17 protein-coding genes and 1 other annotated feature are annotated in these 24,084 nt (G+C 36.9%); of the genes, 10 read left to right on the top strand and 7 right to left on the bottom strand.

Annotation, left to right across the window (positions count from 1 at the left end; translation table 11 throughout):
• Positions 1–192 precede the first annotated feature (192 nt).
• Both JZO76_RS00780 and JZO76_RS00785 read right to left on the bottom strand, forming a co-directional pair.
• Positions 193–1,026, bottom strand: coding sequence for an NUDIX domain-containing protein (locus tag JZO76_RS00780; RefSeq protein WP_206902271.1), 834 nt, complete (start codon positions 1,024–1,026; stop codon positions 193–195).
• 19 nt (positions 1,027–1,045) lie between these two features.
• Positions 1,046–1,321 carry a hypothetical protein gene (locus JZO76_RS00785; protein ID WP_206902272.1) on the bottom strand — a complete coding sequence of 92 codons (276 nt, stop codon included), beginning with the start codon at positions 1,319–1,321 and terminating at the stop codon, positions 1,046–1,048.
• 293 nt (positions 1,322–1,614) lie between these two features.
• On the opposite strand from JZO76_RS00785, the gene metG reads away from it, so the two are divergent.
• The 6 genes from metG (at position 1,615) to nhaC (ending at position 13,952) form a co-directional block, all read left to right on the top strand.
• Positions 1,615–3,624: a methionine--tRNA ligase gene (gene metG, locus JZO76_RS00790; RefSeq protein WP_206902273.1), complete on the top strand. Its 2,010-nt coding sequence runs from the start codon at positions 1,615–1,617 to the stop codon at positions 3,622–3,624.
• A gap of 459 nt (positions 3,625–4,083) precedes the next feature.
• Positions 4,084–6,756 (top strand): cation-translocating P-type ATPase, encoded by a 2,673-nt coding sequence (locus JZO76_RS00795; protein WP_206902274.1) that lies wholly within the window; start codon positions 4,084–4,086, stop codon positions 6,754–6,756.
• A 285-nt stretch (positions 6,757–7,041) separates the two neighbouring features.
• Positions 7,042–7,243 (top strand) — a binding site (T-box leader).
• 150 nt (positions 7,244–7,393) lie between these two features.
• Entirely contained in the window at positions 7,394–8,650 is a 1,257-nt protein-coding gene (gene tyrS, locus JZO76_RS00800; protein WP_206902275.1) for a tyrosine--tRNA ligase, read from the top strand.
• Positions 8,651–9,111: 461 nt separating this feature from the next.
• On the top strand, positions 9,112–10,983 hold the full coding sequence (tdc, locus tag JZO76_RS00805) for a tyrosine decarboxylase (RefSeq protein ID WP_206902276.1): 1,872 nt from the start codon (positions 9,112–9,114) through the stop codon (positions 10,981–10,983).
• Positions 10,984–11,060: 77 nt separating this feature from the next.
• On the top strand, positions 11,061–12,497 hold the full coding sequence (gene tyrP, locus JZO76_RS00810; RefSeq protein ID WP_206902277.1) for a tyrosine-tyramine antiporter: 1,437 nt from the start codon (positions 11,061–11,063) through the stop codon (positions 12,495–12,497).
• A 75-nt stretch (positions 12,498–12,572) separates the two neighbouring features.
• Positions 12,573–13,952 carry a Na+/H+ antiporter NhaC gene (nhaC, locus tag JZO76_RS00815; RefSeq protein ID WP_206902278.1) on the top strand — a complete coding sequence of 460 codons (1,380 nt, stop codon included), beginning with the start codon at positions 12,573–12,575 and terminating at the stop codon, positions 13,950–13,952.
• Positions 13,953–14,004: 52 nt separating this feature from the next.
• Here nhaC and JZO76_RS00820 read toward each other — a convergent pair whose 3' ends face one another.
• Complete coding sequence (locus tag JZO76_RS00820) at positions 14,005–16,752, bottom strand: cation-translocating P-type ATPase (RefSeq protein ID WP_431520960.1); 2,748 nt, start codon at positions 16,750–16,752, stop codon at positions 14,005–14,007.
• 141 nt (positions 16,753–16,893) lie between these two features.
• Between JZO76_RS00820 and JZO76_RS00825 the strand changes: the two genes are divergently transcribed.
• Together JZO76_RS00825 and abc-f are read left to right on the top strand one after the other, a co-directional pair.
• Positions 16,894–17,331 carry a hypothetical protein gene (locus tag JZO76_RS00825; RefSeq protein ID WP_206902408.1) on the top strand — a complete coding sequence of 146 codons (438 nt, stop codon included), beginning with the start codon at positions 16,894–16,896 and terminating at the stop codon, positions 17,329–17,331.
• Between the two features lie 1,211 nt (positions 17,332–18,542).
• Positions 18,543–20,048: a ribosomal protection-like ABC-F family protein gene (gene abc-f, locus JZO76_RS00830; RefSeq protein ID WP_206902280.1), complete on the top strand. Its 1,506-nt coding sequence runs from the start codon at positions 18,543–18,545 to the stop codon at positions 20,046–20,048.
• Positions 20,049–20,242: 194 nt separating this feature from the next.
• Here the strand turns inward: abc-f and JZO76_RS00835 are convergent, their stop codons facing one another.
• The 3 genes from JZO76_RS00835 to JZO76_RS00845 are packed head-to-tail and all read right to left on the bottom strand — an operon-like array spanning position 20,243 to position 21,816.
• Positions 20,243–20,404 carry a hypothetical protein gene (locus JZO76_RS00835; RefSeq protein ID WP_206902281.1) on the bottom strand — a complete coding sequence of 54 codons (162 nt, stop codon included), beginning with the start codon at positions 20,402–20,404 and terminating at the stop codon, positions 20,243–20,245.
• 11 nt (positions 20,405–20,415) lie between these two features.
• Positions 20,416–20,766 carry a hypothetical protein gene (locus tag JZO76_RS00840; protein ID WP_206902282.1) on the bottom strand — a complete coding sequence of 117 codons (351 nt, stop codon included), beginning with the start codon at positions 20,764–20,766 and terminating at the stop codon, positions 20,416–20,418.
• A gap of 27 nt (positions 20,767–20,793) precedes the next feature.
• Positions 20,794–21,816: a lactonase family protein gene (locus tag JZO76_RS00845; protein WP_206902283.1), complete on the bottom strand. Its 1,023-nt coding sequence runs from the start codon at positions 21,814–21,816 to the stop codon at positions 20,794–20,796.
• Positions 21,817–22,079: 263 nt separating this feature from the next.
• Between JZO76_RS00845 and JZO76_RS00850 the strand changes: the two genes are divergently transcribed.
• The gene (locus tag JZO76_RS00850) at positions 22,080–22,433 is read left to right on the top strand and encodes a PTS glucitol/sorbitol transporter subunit IIA (RefSeq protein ID WP_206902284.1); all 354 of its coding nucleotides are present in this window, start codon (positions 22,080–22,082) and stop codon (positions 22,431–22,433) included.
• Between the two features lie 134 nt (positions 22,434–22,567).
• Positions 22,568–23,725, top strand: coding sequence for an AI-2E family transporter (locus JZO76_RS00855; RefSeq protein ID WP_277988631.1), 1,158 nt, complete (start codon positions 22,568–22,570; stop codon positions 23,723–23,725).
• A 40-nt stretch (positions 23,726–23,765) separates the two neighbouring features.
• Here the strand turns inward: JZO76_RS00855 and JZO76_RS00860 are convergent, their stop codons facing one another.
• On the bottom strand, positions 23,766–24,059 hold the full coding sequence (locus JZO76_RS00860; RefSeq protein WP_206902286.1) for a rhodanese-like domain-containing protein: 294 nt from the start codon (positions 24,057–24,059) through the stop codon (positions 23,766–23,768).
• Between the last annotated feature and the right edge of the window lie 25 nt (positions 24,060–24,084).

A 24,084-nucleotide genomic window follows, 5' to 3' on the forward strand; every position in this document is an offset into this window, starting at 1 on the left:
TTCTAGGAATCCGTTCACTAATTATGATAAACCAAATAAAAAAACGTCATTAAAGGCTGACAGTTAAATGTCATTGGCCTTAATGACGTTTTTTTAGCTGATTTTGTAAACCAGCCAGCTAAAAAATAAGCTGAAGTCTTCTAAAAAATTGATTGATTATTCGGTCTAAATGAGTACCGAGAGCTTTTTTGATCAAAATTTTGCCAACAGGACATCATCTTTTAAACGATAAATTTTTGAAGGACGACCAATTCCCAATGGTTTTTCTCCGATTTCAACAAAGTATTGCAACATAGCTTTTTTGAAGTTGGAATGATCAATACTTTTAAAATCCATGCCCCAAAATTTCGCAAAAACTTTACGAGCTTCGGTAATCGTGAAAGTTGGTCCTAAGACTTGTAAGACGCGCGGTTCATGCTCCATTTTTTCTGCTACCCGGTTGAATGCTTTTAAGACAATTTGACTATGGTCAAAAGCCAAAGAGTCACTGCCAGAAGAAGCGCCGGTTTTTAAATTCAAAATGATTTCAACATCGTGACCACTGGTTAAATAAAGCTCACTACCTTTTCTTTCCATCGTAAACCAGCGAACGTCATCGGCGTCATCACCGGCACTTAGTGGTTCTTCACCAATAAAAGTTAAATAGCTGACGGTGACGACCCAACCCCGAGGATCGCGATTAGGCGTACTAAAAGTATGGAGCTGCTCAATATTTGATTTAGAAATTTCGACGCTAGTTTCTTCTTGCGTTTCTCGTAAGACAGAGTCATCCGTTGATTCATTGGGCATAACAAAACCACCTGGAAGAGCCCAAGAATTACGGTAAGGATGGCTTTTTCGTTTGATTAAAAGCATTTTTAATTGATCTTCTTCTTTGTTGTAACACATTAAAACCATGTCTACAGTTAAAGATGGCTTTTCGTATTCTGGGTGATCTTGTTTTTTATACCACTGGAGAAATTCTTCTTCGGTGGCGACTTGTTCATAGTATTGTTTTTCTTCAGCTAATGTTGCAAATTCTGGCATAAACGGCTCACCTCTACTTTTAATTAAAAACAAATGGAATAATCAAATTAAACAAAAAGAAAATCAAATAAAAGGGCGTTACTTTACTAGCTTTGTCATTTAGGCTAATAAAGCCTGAAATCGCAATAACAGCCAAGAAAATCCCGCGAAATATTAATGTTGCTAAAAGAAATAGTCGTAAGTTATCTTGTAAATTAAAATAGCCGTACAAGCGGCTGTAAAAGGCGCAAAATACCATGTGCAAGAGCGTTAAAATGGCAATTGCCGCTATTAAAAGACGATGTTTTTTAGTCATATTATTTCCCTCAATTTCGTTAATCTCTTTTATTATACCAAAAAAACTTTTTTTAAGGCGACGAAATAGAGGGAAAATGAATTTGCCGATGTTTTTTACAAGGAAAAGGACTTAAAGAAAGTTGGAATTGTGGTATACTAGCTAAGAATCATTTACGTGATGTGTACTTGAAAATTAGTTTGACTACCTTGGTTAAAGTACGGTTAGCAGCCTATTTTGGTGTTTATTTTATTTTTTTGACTGTATTTTTAAGGTAAGTCATTTAACTTTTTTATTAACTAGGAGGAAAATCCATGGCTGGCAAAGAAACTTTTTATATTACAACCCCAATTTATTATCCCAGCGGCAAATTGCATATCGGAAATTCATACACGACAATCGCCTGTGATGCCGTTGCTCGTTACAAACGTTTAATGGGCTTTGATGTTTTTTACTTAACTGGTGTTGATGAGCACGGTCAAAAAATTGAGAAAAAAGCATTGGAGTTGGGGGTTGAACCCCAAACATATGTGGATAAAATGGCCGCAGACATTCAAAAATTATGGAAGACATTAGATATTAGTTACGATAAATTTATTCGGACAACAGATGACTATCATAAAGCGGCTGTTCAAAAAATCTTCGATCAACTGTTAACACAAGGTGATATTTACCTAGGAGAATACGAAGGTTGGTATTCAGTTTCTGATGAAGAGTATTTTACAGAAACCCAATTAGCCGAAGTTTATCGTGATGAAGATGGTAAAGTGATTGGCGGTAAAGCGCCAAGTGGTCATGAAGTTGAATTGGTTAAAGAAGAATCTTATTTCTTCCGTATGAGTAAATACGCAGATCGCCTGCTAGAATATTACAATGAACACCCAGAGTTTATTCAACCGGAATCGCGCAAAAATGAAATGATCAATAATTTTATTAAACCAGGTTTAGAAGACCTAGCGGTTTCACGAACGACTTTCAAGTGGGGGATTCCAGTTAAATCTGATCCAAAACACGTTGTTTATGTTTGGATCGATGCTTTGTCAAACTATATTACGGCATTGGGCTACGGTTCAGACGATACGCATTTATTTGACAAGTATTGGCCAGCAGATGTGCATATGGTAGGCAAAGAAATTGTTCGTTTCCACACGATTTATTGGCCGATTATGTTAATGGCATTAGATTTACCATTGCCAAAAAAAATCTTTGGTCACGGTTGGTTATTAATGAAAGATGGCAAAATGAGTAAATCAAAAGGTAACGTGGTTTATCCTGAAATGCTCGTGGAACGTTACGGCTTAGATGCTCTGCGTTACTACTTATTGCGGGCAATGCCTTTTGGTTCTGATGGTGTCTTTACCCCAGAAGATTTTGTTGCGCGGGTAAATTATGACTTAGCCAATGATTTGGGGAACTTATTGAACCGTACAATTGCCATGATTAATAAATATTGTGATGGCAATGTTCCTGCCTATGCATCAAAAGTTACCGCTTTCGATAGTGAATTATCAACAACAGCGGCAAATGTGGTGGGGCGTTATCACCAAGCGATGGATAAAATGGAATTTAGCGTTGCTTTATCAGAAGTATGGGCGTTGATTTCTCGTGCCAATAAATATATTGATGAAACAGAGCCTTGGGTATTAGCCAAAGATGAAGAAAGAAAAGCTGAATTGAACAGTGTGATGGTGCATTTAGCTGAAAGTCTGCGTATTGCGGCAATTTTATTACAACCGATTATGACTGAAACACCAAAGAAAATTTTCCAACAATTAGGCTTGGATCCAGAAACAATGGACTTAAAAGATCTACGTTTTGGGGAATTTCCACGTGATACGAAAGTTGTTGCCAAAGGTACGCCAATTTTCCCTCGTTTGGATCAAGAAGTAGAAGTTGCTTACATTCAAAAGAAAATGACTGAAGGAGTAAGTAACCCAGAAGAAGCAGTAAAATGGGATCCAGAAGAAACGGAATTGGTTTCAGTAAAAGAAAAACAAATTAAATACGATGATTTTGATAAAGTAGAATTGAAAGTCGCAGAGGTTATTGACTGTCAAAAAGTCAAAGGGGCAGACAAATTATTACAATTTCGTCTAGCTGCTGGTGACAGTCAAGATCGCCAAATTTTATCGGGGATTGCGGAATTTTATCCTGATCCTAAAGCGCTGATTGGTAAAAAGGTCGTAATCGTAGCGAACTTGAAACCAAGAAAAATGCGGGGACAAGTGAGTCAAGGGATGATCTTATCAGCAGAAGATGAAAAAGGAAACTTAGCCATTGTGGAGGCACCAAAACAAATGCCAAATGGTTCAGTGATCGCCTAATGAAACGAGTCATATTACTTACGTTTTCACGTAAGTAATATGGCTTATTTTATTATTTTATTTAAACTGTAAGTAAAGTATAGAATTTTCAAAAATTTGTGCAACAATTTTCGAAAATTTTCTTCTAACTTTTAAAGAGTTGAAAGCTAGTGGCAAAGATTATTTAATCAGCGTTTTTTTTAGGAAAAAGAAGCGCGAAAAAAAGCTAACCTTAATTTGTTTCTACCATGGATTTTTGCGAAAAGTATTTGCCCATGGCTGCAATCTACTATATAATGTTTCTTGTATTTATATGTTTTCATGAGGGAGTAACTAGCAGCATAAGCTGTGGCAACATCACCAACCGAAATTAACTTTCTGGTGTTGCCTTAATTAGTGAGACTTATGTATGTTATGCACATACACAAGTCTATTTTTTTTAGCTGACTTGTGGATGATAATTTCAAAGGAGGAACAAAATTGTCAGAAGAAAACAAAAAACAGCAGTTGAGCCAAGCGTTTTATTCCCAAACGCCAGATGAGGTTCTAAAAGAGTTAGATGCAACTGCTGACGGTCTAAGTGCCGCAGAAGCCAAAAAGCGTCTAAGTGAATACGGTGAAAACGAGCTGGAAGAAGGCAAGAAAAAATCAATGGTCCAAAAGTTCTTTGAACAGTTCAAAGACTTGATGATTTTAGTTTTATTGGTTGCCGCAATTATTTCTGCGCCTCACGAGCCGGTTGATTCCATCATTATTTTGCTAGTTGTCATTATTAACGCAGTGATGGGTGTTGTCCAAGAGTCAAAAGCAGAAGCTGCGATTGAAGCTTTAAAAGACATGTCCACACCAAATGCCAATGTTGTAAGAGACGGTCATGCGTTATCAATTAAGAGTACAGATCTTGTGCCTGGGGATATCGTATTGTTAGAAGCCGGCGATGTTGTTCCAGCTGATATGCGTCTGATTGAGTCTAGTTCTTTAAAAATTGAAGAAGCGGCTTTGACTGGAGAATCTGTACCAGTAGAAAAAGAATTGGTTGTTTTAGAAGGTACTGAAATTGGTATTGGCGACCGTATTAATATGGCTTATTCCAACAGTAATGTTACCTATGGTCGTGGTAAAGGTGTAGTTGTAAATACAGGGATGAATACCGAAGTTGGTAAGATTGCAGGTATGTTGGCAGCTGCGGATGAAACCGAAACACCACTGAAAAATAACTTGAATCACTTAGGTAAATTCTTAACAGCTGCAATTTTAGTTATTGCTGTGATCATGTTCCTGTTTGGAACTTTAGTTAACGGTACACCTTGGATGGATATGCTATTGACCTCTGTATCTCTAGCCGTTGCTGCAATTCCAGAAGGTTTGCCAGCAATCGTTACAATTATTTTAGCTTTAGGTACGCAAGTATTAGCAAAACGTAATTCGATTATCCGTAAATTACCAGCGGTAGAAACATTAGGTTCAACAGATATCATCGCCTCAGATAAAACAGGGACGTTAACGCTGAACCAAATGACAGTTGAAAAACTTTATACCAATGATCGTCAATATCCATCGTCTGAACATATTCCAGATAACAATATGGCCCTTAAAATTATGAACTACGCCAATGACACAAAATTCAGTCAAGAAGGCGAATTAATTGGGGACCCAACAGAAACTGCACTTGTGAAATTTGGACAAGAACAAGGCTTTGATGTTACTGAAAAAGTAGCAGCAGAACCACGGGTTGCAGAATTACCTTTTGATTCAGATCGTAAATTAATGTCAACCATTCACCAAGAAGCAGATGGTCGCTATTTAGTTGCTGTTAAAGGCGCACCAGATGTTTTACTAGGTCGTTGCACACAGTATCAAGTATTCGATGAAGTAAAACCAATGACAAACGCTGAAGAACAAAAAATCTTGAGCAATAACAAAGATATGGCCAAACAAGCATTGCGTGTTTTAGGTATGGCGTATAAATATGTGGACGCTATTCCAACTGATTTAGAAACAGAAGTAGTCGAAAATGATTTAATCTTTGCGGGTTTAGTCGGCATGATTGACCCAGAACGTTCTGAAGCTGCAGATGCTGTTAAGGTAGCCAAAGAAGCCGGTATTCGTCCGATTATGATTACTGGTGACCACAAAGATACCGCAGAAGCAATTGCGGCACGTCTTGGGATTATTAAAGCCGGGGATGATGCTGCCGTTTTAACAGGTGCTGAATTAAATCAAATGTCTGACGATGAGTTTGCGCAAAAAGTTGCAAACTATTCTGTTTATGCCCGTGTGTCTCCAGAACACAAAGTGCGTATCGTTAAAGCGTGGCAAAAAGAAGGCAAAGTTGTTGCGATGACAGGCGATGGTGTTAATGATGCTCCGGCTTTAAAACAAGCAGATATCGGTGTTGGTATGGGTATTACCGGTACAGAAGTTTCTAAAGGGGCTTCTGATATGGTCTTAGCTGATGATAACTTTGCAACAATTGTTGTGGCTGTAGAAGAAGGTCGTAAAGTTTTCTCTAATATTCAAAAAGCTGTTCAATATTTATTGGCAGCTAACTTGGGTGAAGTTTTGACGTTGTTTATTGCAACGATGTTAAATTGGGATACTTTATTGCCAATTCATTTATTGTGGATTAACCTAGTAACGGATACTTTCCCAGCAATTGCTTTGGGAATGGAACCGGCTGAAAAAGATTTAATGAGTCATAAACCACGAGGACGCAACTCCAACTTGTTTTCTGGCGGTGTCTTCTCAAGTATCATTTATCAAGGTATTTTAGAAGCGGCTACGGTTTTATTTGTTTATTGGTCTGCTATCCAGTGGCCAGTACACGCAACTTATGAAGCAATTCATAGTGATGCTTTAACCATGGCATTTGCAACCCTAGGCTTGATGCAGTTATTCCACGCATTTAACGTGAAATCTGTTCACCAATCCTTATTTAAAGTTGGGCCATTCCGCAACAAATCATTCAACTGGGCAATTTTACTTTCATTCTTCTTGATGATGGTAATCATTGTTGTACCAGGATTAAATGATATCTTCCGCGTTGCACATCTTGATTTATATCAATGGGGAATTGTTGTTGGTTCATCCTTTGCGATTATTCCAGTCGTGGAAATTGTGAAAGCTTTCCAAAGAGCGATGGGTAAAGAATAAATAAAGTGAAAGAGGCTGGGATTATCCTATTATCCCAGCCTTTTTTTTGTTATTTTATAGTAAGGTGTTTGTCGGTGACACCTGCAATTTTTATACCGATGGAAAAAGCTTGTCAAAGTGATGTACCATAGCTTATTCACTATGAATAATTATGCTGTGACAGCTAATTTTTTTGGGGAAAATAGCGCTGTAATTTTTATTTCAAAAAATGTTATTCTGAAAAAAATAACGTCTTTCTTGTTGACAAACCGATTGTACAGTTTTATGATGTAGACACATTAATAAATGATGACTGTGATGGAAACACAGTAGGACAATAGCCGCTGTTAAAGAGAGCTGGTGGAGCTGCAAACCAGTACATGCTAATTGTGTGAATTACACTTCCGGAGTCTTGGCGTAAAGCCGCGCGACAGCGTTAAATGTTTGAGTGATATGCTAGCTTTTATAGCATATAATTTGGGTGGTACCGCGAATTTTCGTCCCTTGGCAATTTTGCCAAGGGATTTTTTTTATATCCTAAATTAAAAATTACTTACATTTGAACGTCGTGTAATAAAAAACATTTTTTAATAACAAAATAAAATTTTGCTATGCCAGCAGTTTACTGCTTTCATAAATATAGACGGAGGTCAATAAGATGAATATTATTGATGAATTAACGTGGCGGGATGCCATCAACCAACAAACCAATGAAGAAGGTCTACGTAAACTCGTAGATGAAAAGAGCATTGCGCTTTATTGTGGTGTCGACCCAACAGGTGATTCCATGCACATTGGACATTTAATTCCTTTCATGATGATGAAAAGATTTCAATTGGCGGGCCACCGTCCTTATATTTTAATCGGTGGTGGAACAGGAACAATTGGGGATCCTAGTGGTCGTACAACAGAAAGAACTTTGCAAACAATGGAAACAGTGCAACATAATGTGGATGCATTATCCAATCAAATGCGCAAGTTATTTGGTAAAGATGCTAACATCAGTTTTGTAAATAACTTTGACTGGTTATCAAAAATTTCATTATTGGAATTTCTAAGAGACTACGGTAAAAACTTCAACATTAACACAATGTTGGCAAAAGATATTGTTTCAAGTCGTTTGGAAGTGGGGATTTCCTTTACCGAATTCACATACCAAATTTTACAATCCATCGACTTTTTACACCTATTCAAAACTTTTGGTGTACAACTTCAAATCGGTGGTGCCGATCAATGGGGAAACATTACAGCTGGTCTTGATTTGATCAGAAAATTAGAAGGACCAGAAGCAGAAGCCTTTGGTTTAACAATTCCTTTAATGCTAAAAGCAGATGGAACGAAATTTGGCAAAACTGCCGGAGGCGCTGTTTGGTTAGATCCTAAGAAAACCTCCCCATTTGAATTCTACCAATTTTGGTTGAACCAAGATGATCGGGATGTCATTAAATACTTGAAATTCTTTACTTTCTTAGATAAAGAAGAAATCGATACATTAGCGCAAAAAGTTGCGACTGAACCGGAAAAACGGGAAGCACAACGCCGCTTAGCTGAAGAAGTGACCCGCTTTGTTCACAGCCAAGAAGATTTAGACGAAGCGCAAAAAATTACCGAAGCGTTATTCTCTGGTAATATCAAAGATTTAAATGCTACTGAAATTGAACAAGGTTTTGGCAAAATGCCAACAGTTGAAATTTCCAACGACCCTGAAAATATCGTGGAATTATTAGTAGCAACAAAAATTGAACCATCAAAACGTCAAGCACGAGAAGATGTTTCAAACGGAGCTATAAGTATTAACGGTGATCGTATCACTGATTTAAATTTTGTCGTAACACCATCTGATCATTTCGAAGGAAGATTCGTTGTTATCAGAAAAGGTAAGAAAAAATACTTTTTGGCCAAAGTATTAAATTAGAATTCAATAATTTTTTACCTTGAAAAACAATGATTTTCATTTTCCATTTCAAATGATGAACTGGTCTTAAAAAAGTAAAGATCACTGTTAATACGTTACGAAAAAGAGCATTCTGTCTTGACAGAGTGCTCTTTTTTTATCGTATGTAAAATAAAATGACTTCACAAAGATAATGACTATCAGATTGAGGTTAACCTAAAAATAATTCACGAATAAAAAAATTGACTAAAATTCCGCCACTTAAAATAACGATTGTTTTTACATCTGTTTAGAATTTTCAGATAAAAAGTATCATGCGGACTGGTTTATTAAATTTTCACAATTGACTTGAACTTTAAAACAATTTAACAATTAAGAATTTGATTAAAAAACAGTCCAGATATGATTTTCCTTTTAAAAAGAACAGGTGTAACCTACAGACGACAAAATTTTTATCAATACTTTTTTAGGAGGAGTTCATCATGAGTGAACAAGGAAACGATTTGAATCTAAATGCCCTATTTATTGGGGACAAAGCTGAAAATGGCCAAATTTACAAAGCTTTGTTAAACGAATTAGTAGACGAGCATTTAGGCTGGCGCCAAAATTACATGCCACAAGACATGCCAATTATTACGCCTGAAGAAAAAAGCAGTGAAAGTTTTAAAAACACTGTCAACAAAATGGAAGATGTTTTATCTGAAATTTCATCACGGATGCGCAGTCATTCTGTCCCATGGCATACTGCCGGACGTTACTGGGGACATATGAACTCAGAAACGTTAATGCCATCATTGTTAGCCTATAACTTTGCTATGCTTTGGAACGGCAATAACGTAGCCTATGAATCATCTCCTGCTACAAGCCAAATGGAAGAAGAAGTAGGGCGTGAATTTGCGCAATTAATGAGCTATAGCGATGGTTGGGGACATATTGTTGCTGACGGTTCTTTAGCAAACTTAGAAGGCTTATGGTATGCCCGCAACATTAAATCATTACCGCTTGCCATGAAAGAAGTTACACCAGAATTGGTTAGTGGTAAGTCAGAATGGGAACTTTTGAATTTGTCTACGAAAGAAATTATGGACTTACTTGCAACAGTGCCCGAAAAAATTGATGATATTAAAGCTGCTTCTGCCCGTAGTGGTAAAAACCTAGAAAAATTAGGAAAATGGTTAGTTCCACAAACAAAACACTACTCATGGTTGAAAGCTGCTGACATTATTGGGATTGGCTTGGATCAAGTTATTCCAGTACCAGTGGATCACAATTACCGGATGGATGTTAATGAACTTGAAAAAATCGTGCGCAATTTAGCCGCTGATAAAACACCAATCTTAGGTGTTGTGGGTGTTGTTGGTTCAACAGAAGAAGGCGCAATCGACCCAATCGATAAAATTGCTGCCCTACGCGACGTTTTAGCAAAAGACGGTATTTATTTCTACTTGCACGTAGACGCTGCTTATGGTGGTTATGGTCGTGCCATTTTCTTAGACGAAGATAATAACTTTATCCCATTTGAAGAATTAAAAGATGTTCATTTTGAAAATGGGGTCTTCACTGAAAATAAAAATTATATTTTAGAAGAAGTGTACAATGCTTATCGTGCCATAAAAGAAGCTGAATCTGTTACAATTGACCCGCATAAAATGGGTTATGTTCCTTATTCTGCTGGTGGGATTGTTATCCAAGATATTCGGATGCGGGACGTAATTTCTTATTTTGCAACTTACGTTTTTGAAAAAGGCGCTGATATTCCTGCCTTACTAGGCGCTTATATCTTAGAAGGTTCCAAAGCCGGTGCAACAGCTGCCAGTGTTTGGGCTGCACATCATGTTTTACCATTGAATGTTGCCGGGTATGGTAAATTAATGGGGGCATCTATTGAAGGTTCACACCGTTTCTTTAACTTCTTAAATAACTTGTCCTTTAAAGTTGGCGATAAAGAAATTGAAGTACACCCATTAACTTATCCTGATTTCAACATGGTAGACTATGTCTTCAAAGAAAAAGGTAATGATGATTTAGAAGCAATGAATAAATTAAATCATGATGTTTATGACTACTCTTCATATGTCAAGGGAAGCATTTATGGTAATGAATTCTTAACTTCACATACTGACTTTGCTGTGCCTGATTATGGTGATAGCCCATTACAATTTGTTAACCAACTTGGTTTTTCAGATGCTGAATGGCGTCGGGTGGAAAAAATTACCGTATTGCGTGCCAGCGTAATGACACCATATATGAATAAAGAAGAAAACTTTGAACAATATGCTGAAAAAATCAAAGTTGCGCTTCAAGAAAAATTGGAAAAAATCTATGCAGAAAAATTAGTACATTCAGCACACTAATCAGTCAGTAGACGGCAGGGTCAGTTGCCGTCAGGTAACTGATCGACTGCGGTCCAATTTTAAGGAGCGTGTCAAAAGTGAGTAAGTCAGATATTAATAAAATTAGTTTGGGGACTTTTATTGGTCTAACAATGGCTTTGTGTGCCACCGTTCGGAGTATCCCAACTTTAGCAGCAGTTGGATGGACATTAATTTTCTATTCAATTTTTGCAGTTGTCTTTTTTGCCGGCCCAATCTCAATGATTTCCGGTGAACTTTCTACCATGTTGCCAGAAGAAGGCGGCCCACAATTATGGGTAAAAACTGCCTTAGGTAGCAAATGGGGTTTTGTAGTTGCGTGGTTACTATGGGTGCAAATGTTCCCAGGAATGGTAATGGTAGCCTCAACTTTAGGCCCACTTTTAGGAAATACATTTGGTAATGTCGCATTAGGCAATAATCACTGGTTTGTTTTAGCTTGTATTTTAATTATTTACTGGATTATTACCATTTTGAATTTAAAATTTGATATGGCCAAAGTCGGTGGTAACATCGGCGTTTGGTTAGGCGTATATATCCCCGTTGTTGTAATGTTTGTACTTGGCTTATTTGCCTTTTTCAAGGTTGGCTTAGTATCAAATGGATATTTGGGTGCTTTTTCTTGGTCAAAGGTTTTACCAGACTTGCAACATATTGAAACATTAAAATATTTAGCAGGTATTAGCTTTATTTTCGTTGGGATTGAAATGAGTTCAGTTTATATGCCTCGTTTGAAAGATTCTACGAAAAATTATACCAAGGGAGTTTTCATCGCTTTAATTGGTTTAGTTTTACTAAACGTTATTAATGCAATGCTTGTTGCCAATGTAGTCCCAGCGGGCAAAATGGAATTGGCCAATATTACCCAACCAATCATCATTTATTGCGAAATTTTGGGTCTGCCAAAAATTATTGGTAATATTTTCAGTTTCATGGTGTTTATTGGTGTCTTGTTACAACTTTCTGCTTGGGTAACTGGTCCTTCAAAAACTATTATTCAAGTTGCAAGAGAAGGTTTCTTACCACCTAAGTTTGGCTTCCAAAAAGAAAATAAATATGGCGTTTCTAAAAATGTTGTCTTGACGCAATCGATCGTTATTTCACTATTTGCGTTATTGTATGGGGTTATGGATGATGTCAGCACTGTTTTCTTAACTTTAACGAACGCTACGACAATCGTTTATTGTATCGTATATGTTCTAATTGCAATTTCCGTTTTAGAATTACGGAAACATCATCCTGAAATGGCTCGTCCTTACCGAATTGGTAAAAAAGGGAATGCTTTTGTATGGGTTGTTAGCATCATGTTGCTATTTTCAATCGTTGTCGTTACGTATGCGACATTACGGACATCTACTTTAGCGAATGCGTTGTTAGTTGCAGCTATTGCAGTTGTGATGTTTGTTATTCCTTTGGTCATTAATCACTTTAAGAAAAATGACTGGAAAGTTGCTGTTACTGACTCTTCTGCAGACCACTTGCACCATAGTCATTAACAATTTACTAAGCGTTCTGTCGTAAGTCCTTGCGGCAGGGCGTTTTTACTTTGAAAAAATAAAGAAGGTATTTACATGAAAAAAATTTCAACCAAAGAAAGTGCTGCGGTTTTGGCAGCCATGTTAGCAATTTTGGGAATATTAATTATCGGCTTTCAGCTAAGTCCTCATGTTCCGATTTTATTTGTTTTCATGCTGCTATTATTATATGGTCGCATGAAAAAATTTTCGTGGGATGATATTCATGGAGGGATTATCAGTGGCATTACCCCAGGTATTATTCCCATCATTATTTTCTTATTAATTGGCGTGTTAGTGGCCGCTTGGATTTTAGCAGGAACAATTCCGACGATCATGGTTTATGGGTTTAAAATTATCTCGGTACGTTTTTTCTTACCAACAGTTTTTGTCGTTTGTTCGATTGTCGGGTTAACCGTAGGAAGTTCATTTACAACAATTTCCACGATCGGAATTGCTTTTTTAGGGATTGGCCATATTTTAGGCTTTCACGATGCGTATACAGCAGGAGCAGTTGTTTCGGGGGCTTTTTTAGGCAATAATATTTCACCGCTATCAGATACGACCAATCTGGCAGCTGGAATTGGCGAAATTGATTTGTTTCAACATATTGCCAATATGCGTTTCACCGATTTACCTGCTTTTGTGATTAGTTTTATTTTATACGTCTTTTTAGGTCATACAAGTAAAACAGCTAATTTGACGAGTGTGAATGAAATGATTGCCAATATGGAAAATAATTTTTGGATTTCACCTTGGACGTTAATTCCTTTGATTATATTATTTATTATGGCAGTCAAGAAGATTCCAGCGATTGCGACACTATTAACAGGCGCCAGCGTTGCGATTGGACTTAGTTTTATTCATGATCATACTTTAACGGTGCAAAAAGTTGCCACTATTTTAATGAATGGTTTTACGGCCAAAACAGCTAGTGAGAAGTTGAATACACTTTTATCCCGTGGTGGTATTATGAGTATGTTGGGTTCGGCCAGTCTCATTATTTTAGCGTTGGCTTTAGGCGGCTTATTATTGAAATATCAAATTGTGGAAAATATTGTTGAAGCACTAAAAAGTAAAATGGATCGTCCGTCTCGTTTGATCGGTTTGACCGCTCTTAGCAGTATCGGGGTAAACATTATTGTGGGGGAACAGTACTTATCGATTATTTTACCGGGAGAAACATTCAAAAAATCTTTTGAAACAGCGAAATTAGACAATCGCTATTTAACTAGAACTTTAGCCGATGCAGGTGCTAGTGTGAATGCGTTGATTCCTTGGGGGGTTAGCGGTACATTTATCGCGGGTACTTTAAAAGTGAGTGCTATGGCGTATGTCCCTTTTGCCTTTTTTCCTTTGTTGGCACCGGTCATTACCATTGTAGTAGGCTTTATTTTAAATCATCGCCAAACACATGCAGCTCATCCTGTTCATTAAAAATAAGCTAAAAAAACCATCAAGGTCTGCCTTGATGGTTTTTTTGCTAAATTTAAGCTTTGCGAATCATTTTCTTGCGGATTTCCTCAATTATAATCAGAGGTAGAGGAATACAAATTAGAAATAGCCAATCTTGTAGTTGAATGCCGGTGGTGCCAAATAATTTTTGTAAAAACGGGACATACATCAAACATGCAATTAAAATCACTTCAAAACAAATACCGCCTAAGATTCGTTTGTTTGAGAAAAAACCAATTTTAAAAAGTGATTGTTCTGCGGTGCGACAGTTAAAAACAGCGCCAATTTGGCAAAAGACAATTGCAGCTAAGGTCATAGTTGTGGCCATGGCATAAACGGTGCCGTCAGTAGCTAAGGCAGTCGTGGGCCAGCCGTTTAAATGGTTGACAAAGAAATAGGCGCCGATTGAAATAATGGAGGCTAAAAGACCATACCAAGCAAAGGCCTTTAAAATAATTTGCTTGGTTAATAAATGTTCTGTCCGCTTACGGGGCGGTTTTTTCATAGTACCGGGTTCAGTTTGTTCAGTTGCTAACCCTAAAGCAGGTAACATATCAGTACCCAAATCGATTGTTAAAATCTGCATAACAGTTAAAGGTAAGGGAATCATACCTTTTGATAATAAAAACAATAAAGAAGGGACTGCTTCTGGCATATTGCTGTTTAGGATATACAATAAAAATTTGCGAATATTGTTGTAAACCGTCCGCCCTTCTTCAATTGCATTTACAATAGATGTGAAATTATCATCGGTTAAAATCATATCGGCTGCTTCTTTGGCGACATCGGTTCCGGTGATTCCCATCGCAACACCGATATCCGCTTTTTTCAAGGCCGGTGCATCGTTGACCCCATCACCTGTGGAAGCAACGATTTCACCTAAACTTTGCAATAGAGAGACTACGCGGTATTTTTGTTCAGGAGCAACGCGAGCAAAAATAATTTCATGTGTTAAATTTTCTTTTAATTTTGAATCAGACATATTAGCTAAGTCATCGCCGGTAATTACCCGGACGTCAGCGCCTTTGACGATGCCGATTTTGCGGGCAATACTTTTGGCAGTTAGACCGTAATCACCAGTTACCATGATGATTCGAATGGAGGCATCATGACATCTTTGAATTGCCTCCATGACATTTTCCCGCGGTGGATCCTGACTGGCGGTGATACCGACAAAAGTCAAATTTTGTTCGCAATTTTCAATGGTTAAATTTGTTGTTGTCTGTAAAATACGATCAGCAAATGCTAAAGTACGTAAGCCTTCTTTTGCCAAATCATCATTTTTAGCTAAAATTTCTTTTTTTACAGCTTCAGTTAAGGGGATGACTTGCCCATTTTTTAAATAACTTTGACAACAGCTTAAAACTTCGGTAATGCCACCTTTGGTAAAGACGTAGTTTTGCCCATTATTTTGGTGGATAGTTGACATGCGTTTGCGTTTTGAGTCAAAGGGAAGTTCGTTGTAACGGGGATAATTTTTCCTTTCATCCCTTAGATCGTAGTCAGCCTTAGCAGCCAAAATCAAAAGACTGCCCTCATCGGGACTACCCACTAATTGGTAGTGATTTTCTTTTTCTTCAATGGCTGAGTCATTACATAGACTGGCAATCCGAATCAGTTGTAATAAGTCATGCTCTTGCGCTAAATCTATTTTTTTACCAGCTTTTGTCACGATGCCGTTAGGTTCATAACCAGTACCAGAAACTGTGTAATCATCTGTTGGAAGCCAAACTTTTTCGATGGTCATCTCATTTTTGGTTAAAGTACCTGTTTTATCAGAACAGATGACCGTAGTTTCGCCTAAAGTTTCTACACTATTCAAATGTTTTACTAACGCATTTTTTTTGGCCATTTTTTGGACAGCCATTGCAAGAGATAAGGTAACGGTTGGTAATAAGCCTTCAGGAATAAAGGCAACAATCATTCCCAACGCAAAAATGAAAGCTTTAGGCCAGGGATATCCGACAAAAAAGACAGCGGCGACAAAAAACAATGCCCCAATAACAATAGCAATTAAAGAAAGCTGCCGTGTTAATATATCCAATTCTTTTTGCAGCGGACTTTTAACAGCTGCAACAGAAGTAGTCAAACTGGCAATTTGGCCAAATTCAGTGTGCATTCCAGTAGCTAAAACGACAAAGGAGCCACTGCCATTGACCACCGATGTACCTTCATAAACCAAATTTGCTTCGGCGTACTTACCAGCGTTTTTTAAGGCTGCGTCGGTTTGTGGATCGGTTTCTTTATTGACAGTAATAGATTCACCAGTTAATGAAGATTGGTTTACTTCCAGACTATCGGCAGAAAGTAAGCGACCGTCGGCGGGAATATTATCACCACTATTTAATAAAACAATATCTCCGGGTACCAAGTCGGCGGCTAAAATTTTATTTGTTTGTCCTGCTCGCATGACTTTAACGTAACTAGGCAGCATTTTTTGTAAAGCACTGGTAGCCTGTTGGGCGCGATATTGTTGCCAAAAACTAAAAACGCCATTAATCAAATTGACAAGCCAAATCGCAATTCCTAATTCTGGCGTACCAGTCATTAAGGCGATGAGGCCAGCTACCCACAATAAAATTGCCATCATACTTGTAAAGTTAGTTAAAAACACTTTTAATAGTGATTGCTTTTTTGTGGCAGCAATCACATTCTTTCCGTATTTCGCCAACCTGCTTTTTACTTCCGCCTCAGTTAGTCCGGCTTTTGTGCTGTTCATATTTGTGAGCGTGTCAGCACTACTTAATTTGGCATATGCTTGAAGTGATTTTGCTTGTGCCATCTTCATTCACCACCTTTATCTATATTTTCCAAGACTCTTAGAAAAAATGCAAAAAATAACCCTTTTTTTAGAGAATACTTTCTTATTAGTAGAAAAACCGCTAAAATGAAATTATCACAAAAAAAGAAAGTAGGAATAACTGTGAGACCAAATCTTGGTTATTATGTCCAAAATATTAATGATATCGTACAAGATACAGAAAAAATCGGGGAAGAAATGAACCCGCATTATGAAATTATTCGCACTGCTATTGATACAAATGAACTAGCAAATTTGACGCCAGAAAAGATTGTGGAAGTCGTAGATGTATTTGCTGCCGGCACAAAAAAATACAAAGCAATGTTAGCGCAAATTGAAAAACTGCGTCCACCTGCAAAAGTAATGGGAATTCATAAAAAATTTCAACGTTCTTATGAAAAATATGTTGCTGGCTGTGATGAAATGATTGCCAGTTTACAAACAGAAAATGGGATTGATACGAAGGCTTTTGATGCTTCTGAAACAAAACAAGACGAAGCAACCGACGAAATCTCATTTTCTATTCAACGAATGACAAACTTATTATTAGGCAAAAAATAAAAAGTTTATTGTCGTTTCATTCTTAAACTAAAAAAAGAACCTTGAAAATTTTTGTTAATTTTTTCAAGGTTCTTTTTGTAAGCTATCAAGGCAGTATAAAATTGTCACAAAAAATATTGCTTTGACTGCTTTTTTCACTATCTAGCCTTTTTTATGCCTAGCTTTATGGACTAACTCTCGGCGACAATAGAACACAATTGCAAGAAATTAAAAAAAGCAATTTATTGCAATTGTGCCTTAATGCTTAAAAGCTAAGCGAGTCCGAAAAGCTTTTCTGACTGTCTAGCTTCACGAATCAACCCTTCGGCCAAAAAAACTAAATTTGCGAAAATGAAGCATCCATTTTAGCAAATTTTTTTTTTAGCTCAGGGTTGACCGATTCCTTCAGCTTTTCTTATTAGGTGAAAATGAAGGGAGAAATGAATTTTATTCACCTAAAGTGAGCAAATAAATCCTGGGGAAATGGGATAATTAGCAAAACGAGAGTTATCTAATTTAACTGTAACGTTATTTTTATGACAAAAAAGCACTTGTCGTTTATATTAAATACATAACCAACAACAACCTTTTTATTTTTCATTTTACTCCATTTGAGAGTAATTACTCCTTTTTCCATTGGGCCTAACCAACCCAATGGTTTTTTTTATGCCTAAAAATAAGAAAAACGAGCGTCATATTTCTTTTTTTAGATGAAAAGTTACGAAATGAATTTTCTTGTTTTTAACTTATAAAAGAAATTAAAAATCAAAAAAATGATAAAAAATAAAGTATATGTTTTTTTATTGTAAGGTGGCGCAATTTTTTTGAATAGGTTTGTTCCAATTTTTAATTTCACTTCAGAAAAATTGCCAAGAATTGAAAATCATGCTAATCTTAAATTACTAAAAACGAAATGAGGGATCCTGCATTGATTATTTAACCAATTTATTGAAGCTGCATTTAGACGAAAAACTTGGAACGACCAAGGTATTCGTGTGCAGATTTTCAGGATTGGTTCAATGACTTTGTAGGGTCTTTTTATCTGCCTTATTTGTCAATAACCCAAAGTGGGGACCGTTCCTGAAAATAGGACGGTCCTTTTTTATATTGTTGTAAAAGATAAAAATGGGACCAGTATTTATGTGTAGCAATGTCTGACTTGGAAATATACTTTCGCTAGTTAGCACGAATTAAATAAGTACATTTCCACAGTTTTTATATGAGGTGATAAGATGACCGTAATAAAAATACACGATTTGACGTTTGGTTTTGACAACCAGGGTGTTTTACTTTTTGATCATAGTAATTTGGTAATTGATGAAAGTTGGAAACTAGGGCTGATTGGTCGTAATGGGCGGGGAAAAACGACGCTTTTAAATCTACTACAGGGTAAATTTCCCTATGAAGGCCAGATTACGCATCAAATGTCGTTTACCTATTTCCCTCAGCAATTGCAAGACAAAGGGCAGCTAACCTTTTATGCGTTACAAGAAGTAGTAAATTTTGAACAATGGCAACTAGAACGTGAACTAAATTTACTCGGCGTAGATCCTGAAATTTTGTGGCGCCCCTTTGTCAGTCTTTCCGGTGGGGAACAGACGAAGGTTTTACTAGCGTTATTGTTTGTGGATGAATTAAACTTCCCGTTAATTGATGAGCCGACCAATCACTTAGATGTCATGGGGCGAAGGCAAGTTGCAAAGTATTTAAAACGAAAAAAACAAGGCTTTATTGTGGTAAGCCATGATCGTCATTTTGTGGATGAAGTGGTAGATCATATTTTATCGATTGAAAAAAGTCAATTGGTTTTATATCAAGGTAATTTTTCTGTTTATGAAGAACAAAAGCAATTGCGGGATAAATATGAGTTGGAACAAAATGCTAAATTGAAAAAAGAAATTGGGCGCCTGCAACAAACCGCAGCTGAAAAAGCGGAGTGGGCCCGCTCTCGCGAAGGGGATAAGACGAAAAAATCAAAAGGATTTATTGATACAGAAAAGCGCCGCGTGAATAAAGGGGCAGTGGGAGCGGATGCGGCCCGCACTATGAAACGTTCCAAAGCAATTGTGAATCGACTAGAAGATCAAGCTGCGCAAAAAGCAGAGCTATTAAAAGACATTGAAACAGTCGATAGGCTGCAAATGAATTTTGCTCCTACGCATCATAAGTTATTGTTACAAGCAGAAGAGTTAACGTTAGTCTATGGCGAAAATGCCCCACTATTTCAACCCGTTTCATTTGAATTACGTCAAGGGGAACGCCTGGCAATAAAAGGGATCAACGGTGCTGGTAAATCGTCTTTAATCCATTATTTAATGGAACATTTTACCGGTAATAGCCAAGGGATTTTGAATCGCCCGCAAAATCTTACTATTAGCTATCTGCGTCAAAATTACGAAGATAATACCGGGACTTTAACAGAATTTGCGGAAAGTCACCACCTGAATTACGAAGACTTGTTAAATAATTTACGTAAACTGGGTGTTGAGCGAGAAGTTTTCTATAATAAAATTGAAGATATGAGCATGGGACAGCGTAAGCGAGTAGAATTGGCGAAGTCTTTGGCAAGTCCGGCAGAATTGTTTATTTGGGATGAACCGCTAAATTATTTGGATGTCTTTAATCAAGAACAACTTGAAGCCGTTATAAAAGCCGTCCAGCCTACTATGGTGATCATTGAGCACGATGAAACATTTTTAAATAACGTCGCGACAAAATTTTTGGAATTAAAAAAGTAACTAGGAAAATTCACTAAAAATAAAAACAGCCGGTGTTTTGAAGTTCCCAGCAAAAGTTAGAGAAAAATTCTGACTTTTGAGGTACTAAACCTACCCAAAAAAGGTAGTCCGGCTGTTTTTTAGTTTGATTTAACTGAATTAAACTAAAGAAGGCGTTAAAATCGCACTACTTATCAAAAATAGAATAGATGGATTTAATTTTCCACATTACGAACATAGTCGTCAAAGTATTTAATCAAATCATTTTTCATTTTTTGATACTCTTCTTCGCTATATTCTTTTTCTTCAATTTTGCCATTAAAAAAGGGCAGGTTTAATTCTTCTTTTAAGCGATCCAAAGCTTCTTGTTGATTCATTGTATAATCTCCTATAACAAATTAAATGATTGTGTTAACAATTCATATTGTTCTTGCATTGTAGTTAGACGTTTCTTAAAACTTGGAATATCATCGTCGTCGTGGAATAAAACTTGCTTTAGCTCAAAATAAAAATCGTCAAAAGCGTTAACGAAAGCTTCAACTTCTTTAGTTTGTAATTGGACATTTTGATCACAACGGACATACGCCTTTTCAGCAATAGCGTAGGCTTCAGCCGTAGTTAAAATCGCTAAATTTACGTTATAACGACGACTGATCACTAAATCAAAAACGGATTGACATTTGTTTAATAAGTTTGAAAAGTCTTTTAATAATAATTCAACAGGGGTTTTAGTAAACATGGGGGATTCCTCCAATTTTCTCGACTGTTAGTCTTCAAATAAAATACAGACACATTCAGGGGCATAAACGTCTTTTTGAATTAATGTTAAGTGACCATCTTCTTGATTGCGCGTATAAAGTGTCAAATTGTCACTGTTTTGGTTGGCACAAACGACATATTTATCGCTTGGGTCAAGTGCAAAGTCCCGTGGAAATTCACCTTCAGTACTAATCGTTTGAACTTTTTCAATGGTCAAACCATCTTCTGAAATTGCAAAAACAGCAATTGAATTATGCCCACGATTGGATGCGTATAAGAAGCGACCATCTTGACTAATGCGAATTGCAGCACCACCGTTAGCACCAGTGAAATCTTTTGGTATTAAGGAGTCTTGCATAATTTCTGTAAAGCTACCATCTTGTGGATTATAGCTTAAAACAGTCATGGTACTATTTAACTCACCTAATAAATACGCGATATTTTTTGTTGGATGAAAAACTAAATGACGTGGTCCTGCGCCATCTTCGGTTTGGTAAATCGCCACTTCATCTAATTCACCTGTTTCACTGACATTATAAGTGTAAACGCGATCGGTACCAAGGTCGCAAACAACAAGGCGTTTGTCAGGGGTTAAATCTGTATAATGAACATGAGGATTATCTTGGTTTTCATTACTACCCGTTGGTTCATCGTGCTTAATAATGACACCTGGTTTTAAGCTGCCATCTTGTTCTACGCCATAGACGCTGATTTCACCCAAATGGTAATTTGCACCATAAACTAACTGACGCTCTTCATCCACTGCCACATAGCATAATGGTGCGCCTTCTTTTGTCACGGCATTTAAAAAGTTGAAATCTTTATCGTATGCACCACAACCACCTTTGCCATCAACGGCTGTTACAGTGTATAAATTTTTTGCCTTACTTTGAGCCAAATAAGTTGGACTATTTTCTTTGGTCGCCAATTCCAAGTCTACCAATTGCTCATTTGCAGTATCTAAAGTAATGCGATAAATTCCTTGGCTGACACGTCTGGTATAAGTACCTAGTAATAAGTGATGTAACATGTTTTTCCTCCTAAATAATTATTTGCAAACTTTTTCTAAGAAAAAATTTTTCATTCAATAAGTCGTACTCTTTTCTATTCTACCACAAAGAATCCGCTTTAGAAGTCAGAGAAAAGTTTAGTTATGTTATAATGAAGGCTGTTAAAACAGTTGGATTATTTGCATGGCGTCTCTTTCATAGGACTTAAAGCCAGGCTATAACTTCGATAAACTGTTGGAAAATTTGAAAGAAGAACCAATTTAAAATTAGGAGGCAACTACAAATGATAGAAGGAAAAATTACGGCAATTGGCGAACAGGCAATTGATCCAAAAGAGAAACTTTTAATCTTTTTTGATGAAAGCGCCACAGCTGGGCTAAAACCTTATGCTATTATTCAAGATGTGCCAGCAGCTTCTGAAATTACGCTAAAAGTTGGAGATGAAATCAGTTTTGGCAGCGCCAAATATACAGTCACCCATCTAGGGAATACGGCATTAAAAGGCCTGCATGAAATTCAACATGCATCTTTTGTATTTGATCAAATACCAGCAGCTGACAGCATCGTAAATGGGATATACTTAACACCTTTTGAAGTTCCCCATTTAGAAGTAGGCATGATGATTACGTATCCTTAAATGTTAGAGGTAAATTTTTTTTAACAAAAAATGGAAAATAACCTAAAATCGCATAAAATCAAAATTTGGTGTAATGTGCTTAGGAACGTATCGCCATTAAAAAAAACACTAATGACAACTAATTAAGGAGGTTACTGATGGAAAAAGAGAAGAAACGGCTGTCGTGGTTTTGGAAATGGTTTTTGAATAATCAGTTTGTGACAGCGTTGTTAATTATTTTATTAATTTTATTGATTTTAAATGCTTTTACGAAGGTTTCGTATTTATTTGAGCCAGTGGCCCAATTTGTCGGTGTCGTGGGCTTACCCATTGTTTTAGCTGGGGTCTTTTATTATTTGATGAACCCCGCGGTGGATTACTTGGAAAAAAAGGGGCTAAAACGAATTTATAGTATCATCTTATTGTTTTTATTAGTAATTGGTTTAATCACTTGGGGTGTGGTGGTTATCGTGCCAAAAATTCGCGAACAAACTGCCAGTTTTATTGATAATTTTCCCAATTATTTGGATGTTATCGACCAAAAGGCCAATGAAATTTTAAACGACCCAATGTTTGGTACCTTTAAAGATCAGTTTGATAGTTATGGTGACAAAATCACAACCTGGCTGACAGATTTCATTCGTAATATTTCTAGCTCAACTATTTCTAGCATTGGCAAAATAGTCGGGGCAGTGGCATCAACTTTGGTAGCGATTTTTACGATGCCATTTATTTTATTTTATCTTTTAAAAGATGGCCGTAATTTAGCACCTTATTTTGTTAAATTCTTGCCAAATAAAGTTCGCAAACCGACGTTAAAAGTATTAAGAGAAATGAATGACCAGGTTTCATCTTATATCAGAGGCCAATTAACAGTGGCCTTTGCGGTTTCGATTATGTTTATTATTGGCTTTTCTATTATTGGTTTGGATTATTCGGTCACATTAGGTGTCGCAGCTGGCTTTTTAAATCTGATTCCTTATTTGGGTTCGTTTTTAGCAATGGTCCCGGCAGTGTTTTTAGGAATTGTTGCGGGTCCGATTATGCTGGTAAAAGTTTTGGTAGTTTTTGTTATCGAACAAACTATTGAAGGGCGTTTGATCTCGCCATTAGTATTAGGCAATGAGCTTTCGGTCCATCCGGTTACTATTTTGCTGGTATTATTAACTTCTGGTAAATTATTTGGGGTCGTGGGGGTTATTCTGGGGATTCCTGTTTACGCGGCGGCCAAAGTTTTAATAACACACCTTTTTGAGTGGTATAAAGATGTCTCCCAATATTATCACGAAGAAGACGTAGAAGAAGAGCAATAAAAAAAGGCGCTATGACAAATAACTTGTCACAGCGCTTTTTTTAAGCTGCTAATTCTTTTAGATCACGCATACCGCCAATAACATGAATGGCGTGAAAGCCATGATTTTCTAAGAAACTCGCGATGATTTCTGAGCGACGTCCGGAATAGCTAATCACATAGTAAGTCGCATTTTTATCTAAATTATTTAATTCATTAAGAAGACTAGTCGCTGGTACTGAAACAGCGTTTTGCAAATGGCTCATTTCAAAGTCTTGTAAATCGCGAATATCTAAGATGTTCAGCGCTTCGTTTTGTCGTAGCAAGTTAAAATCTTGTACGGAAATTGAAGTCATCTTTCATCCTTCTTTCTTTTTGTAA

This window comes from Candidatus Enterococcus myersii (genome assembly GCF_017316025.1).
In the GTDB taxonomy this organism is placed as follows: Bacteria; Bacillota; Bacilli; order Lactobacillales; family Enterococcaceae; genus Enterococcus_C; species Enterococcus_C montenegrensis.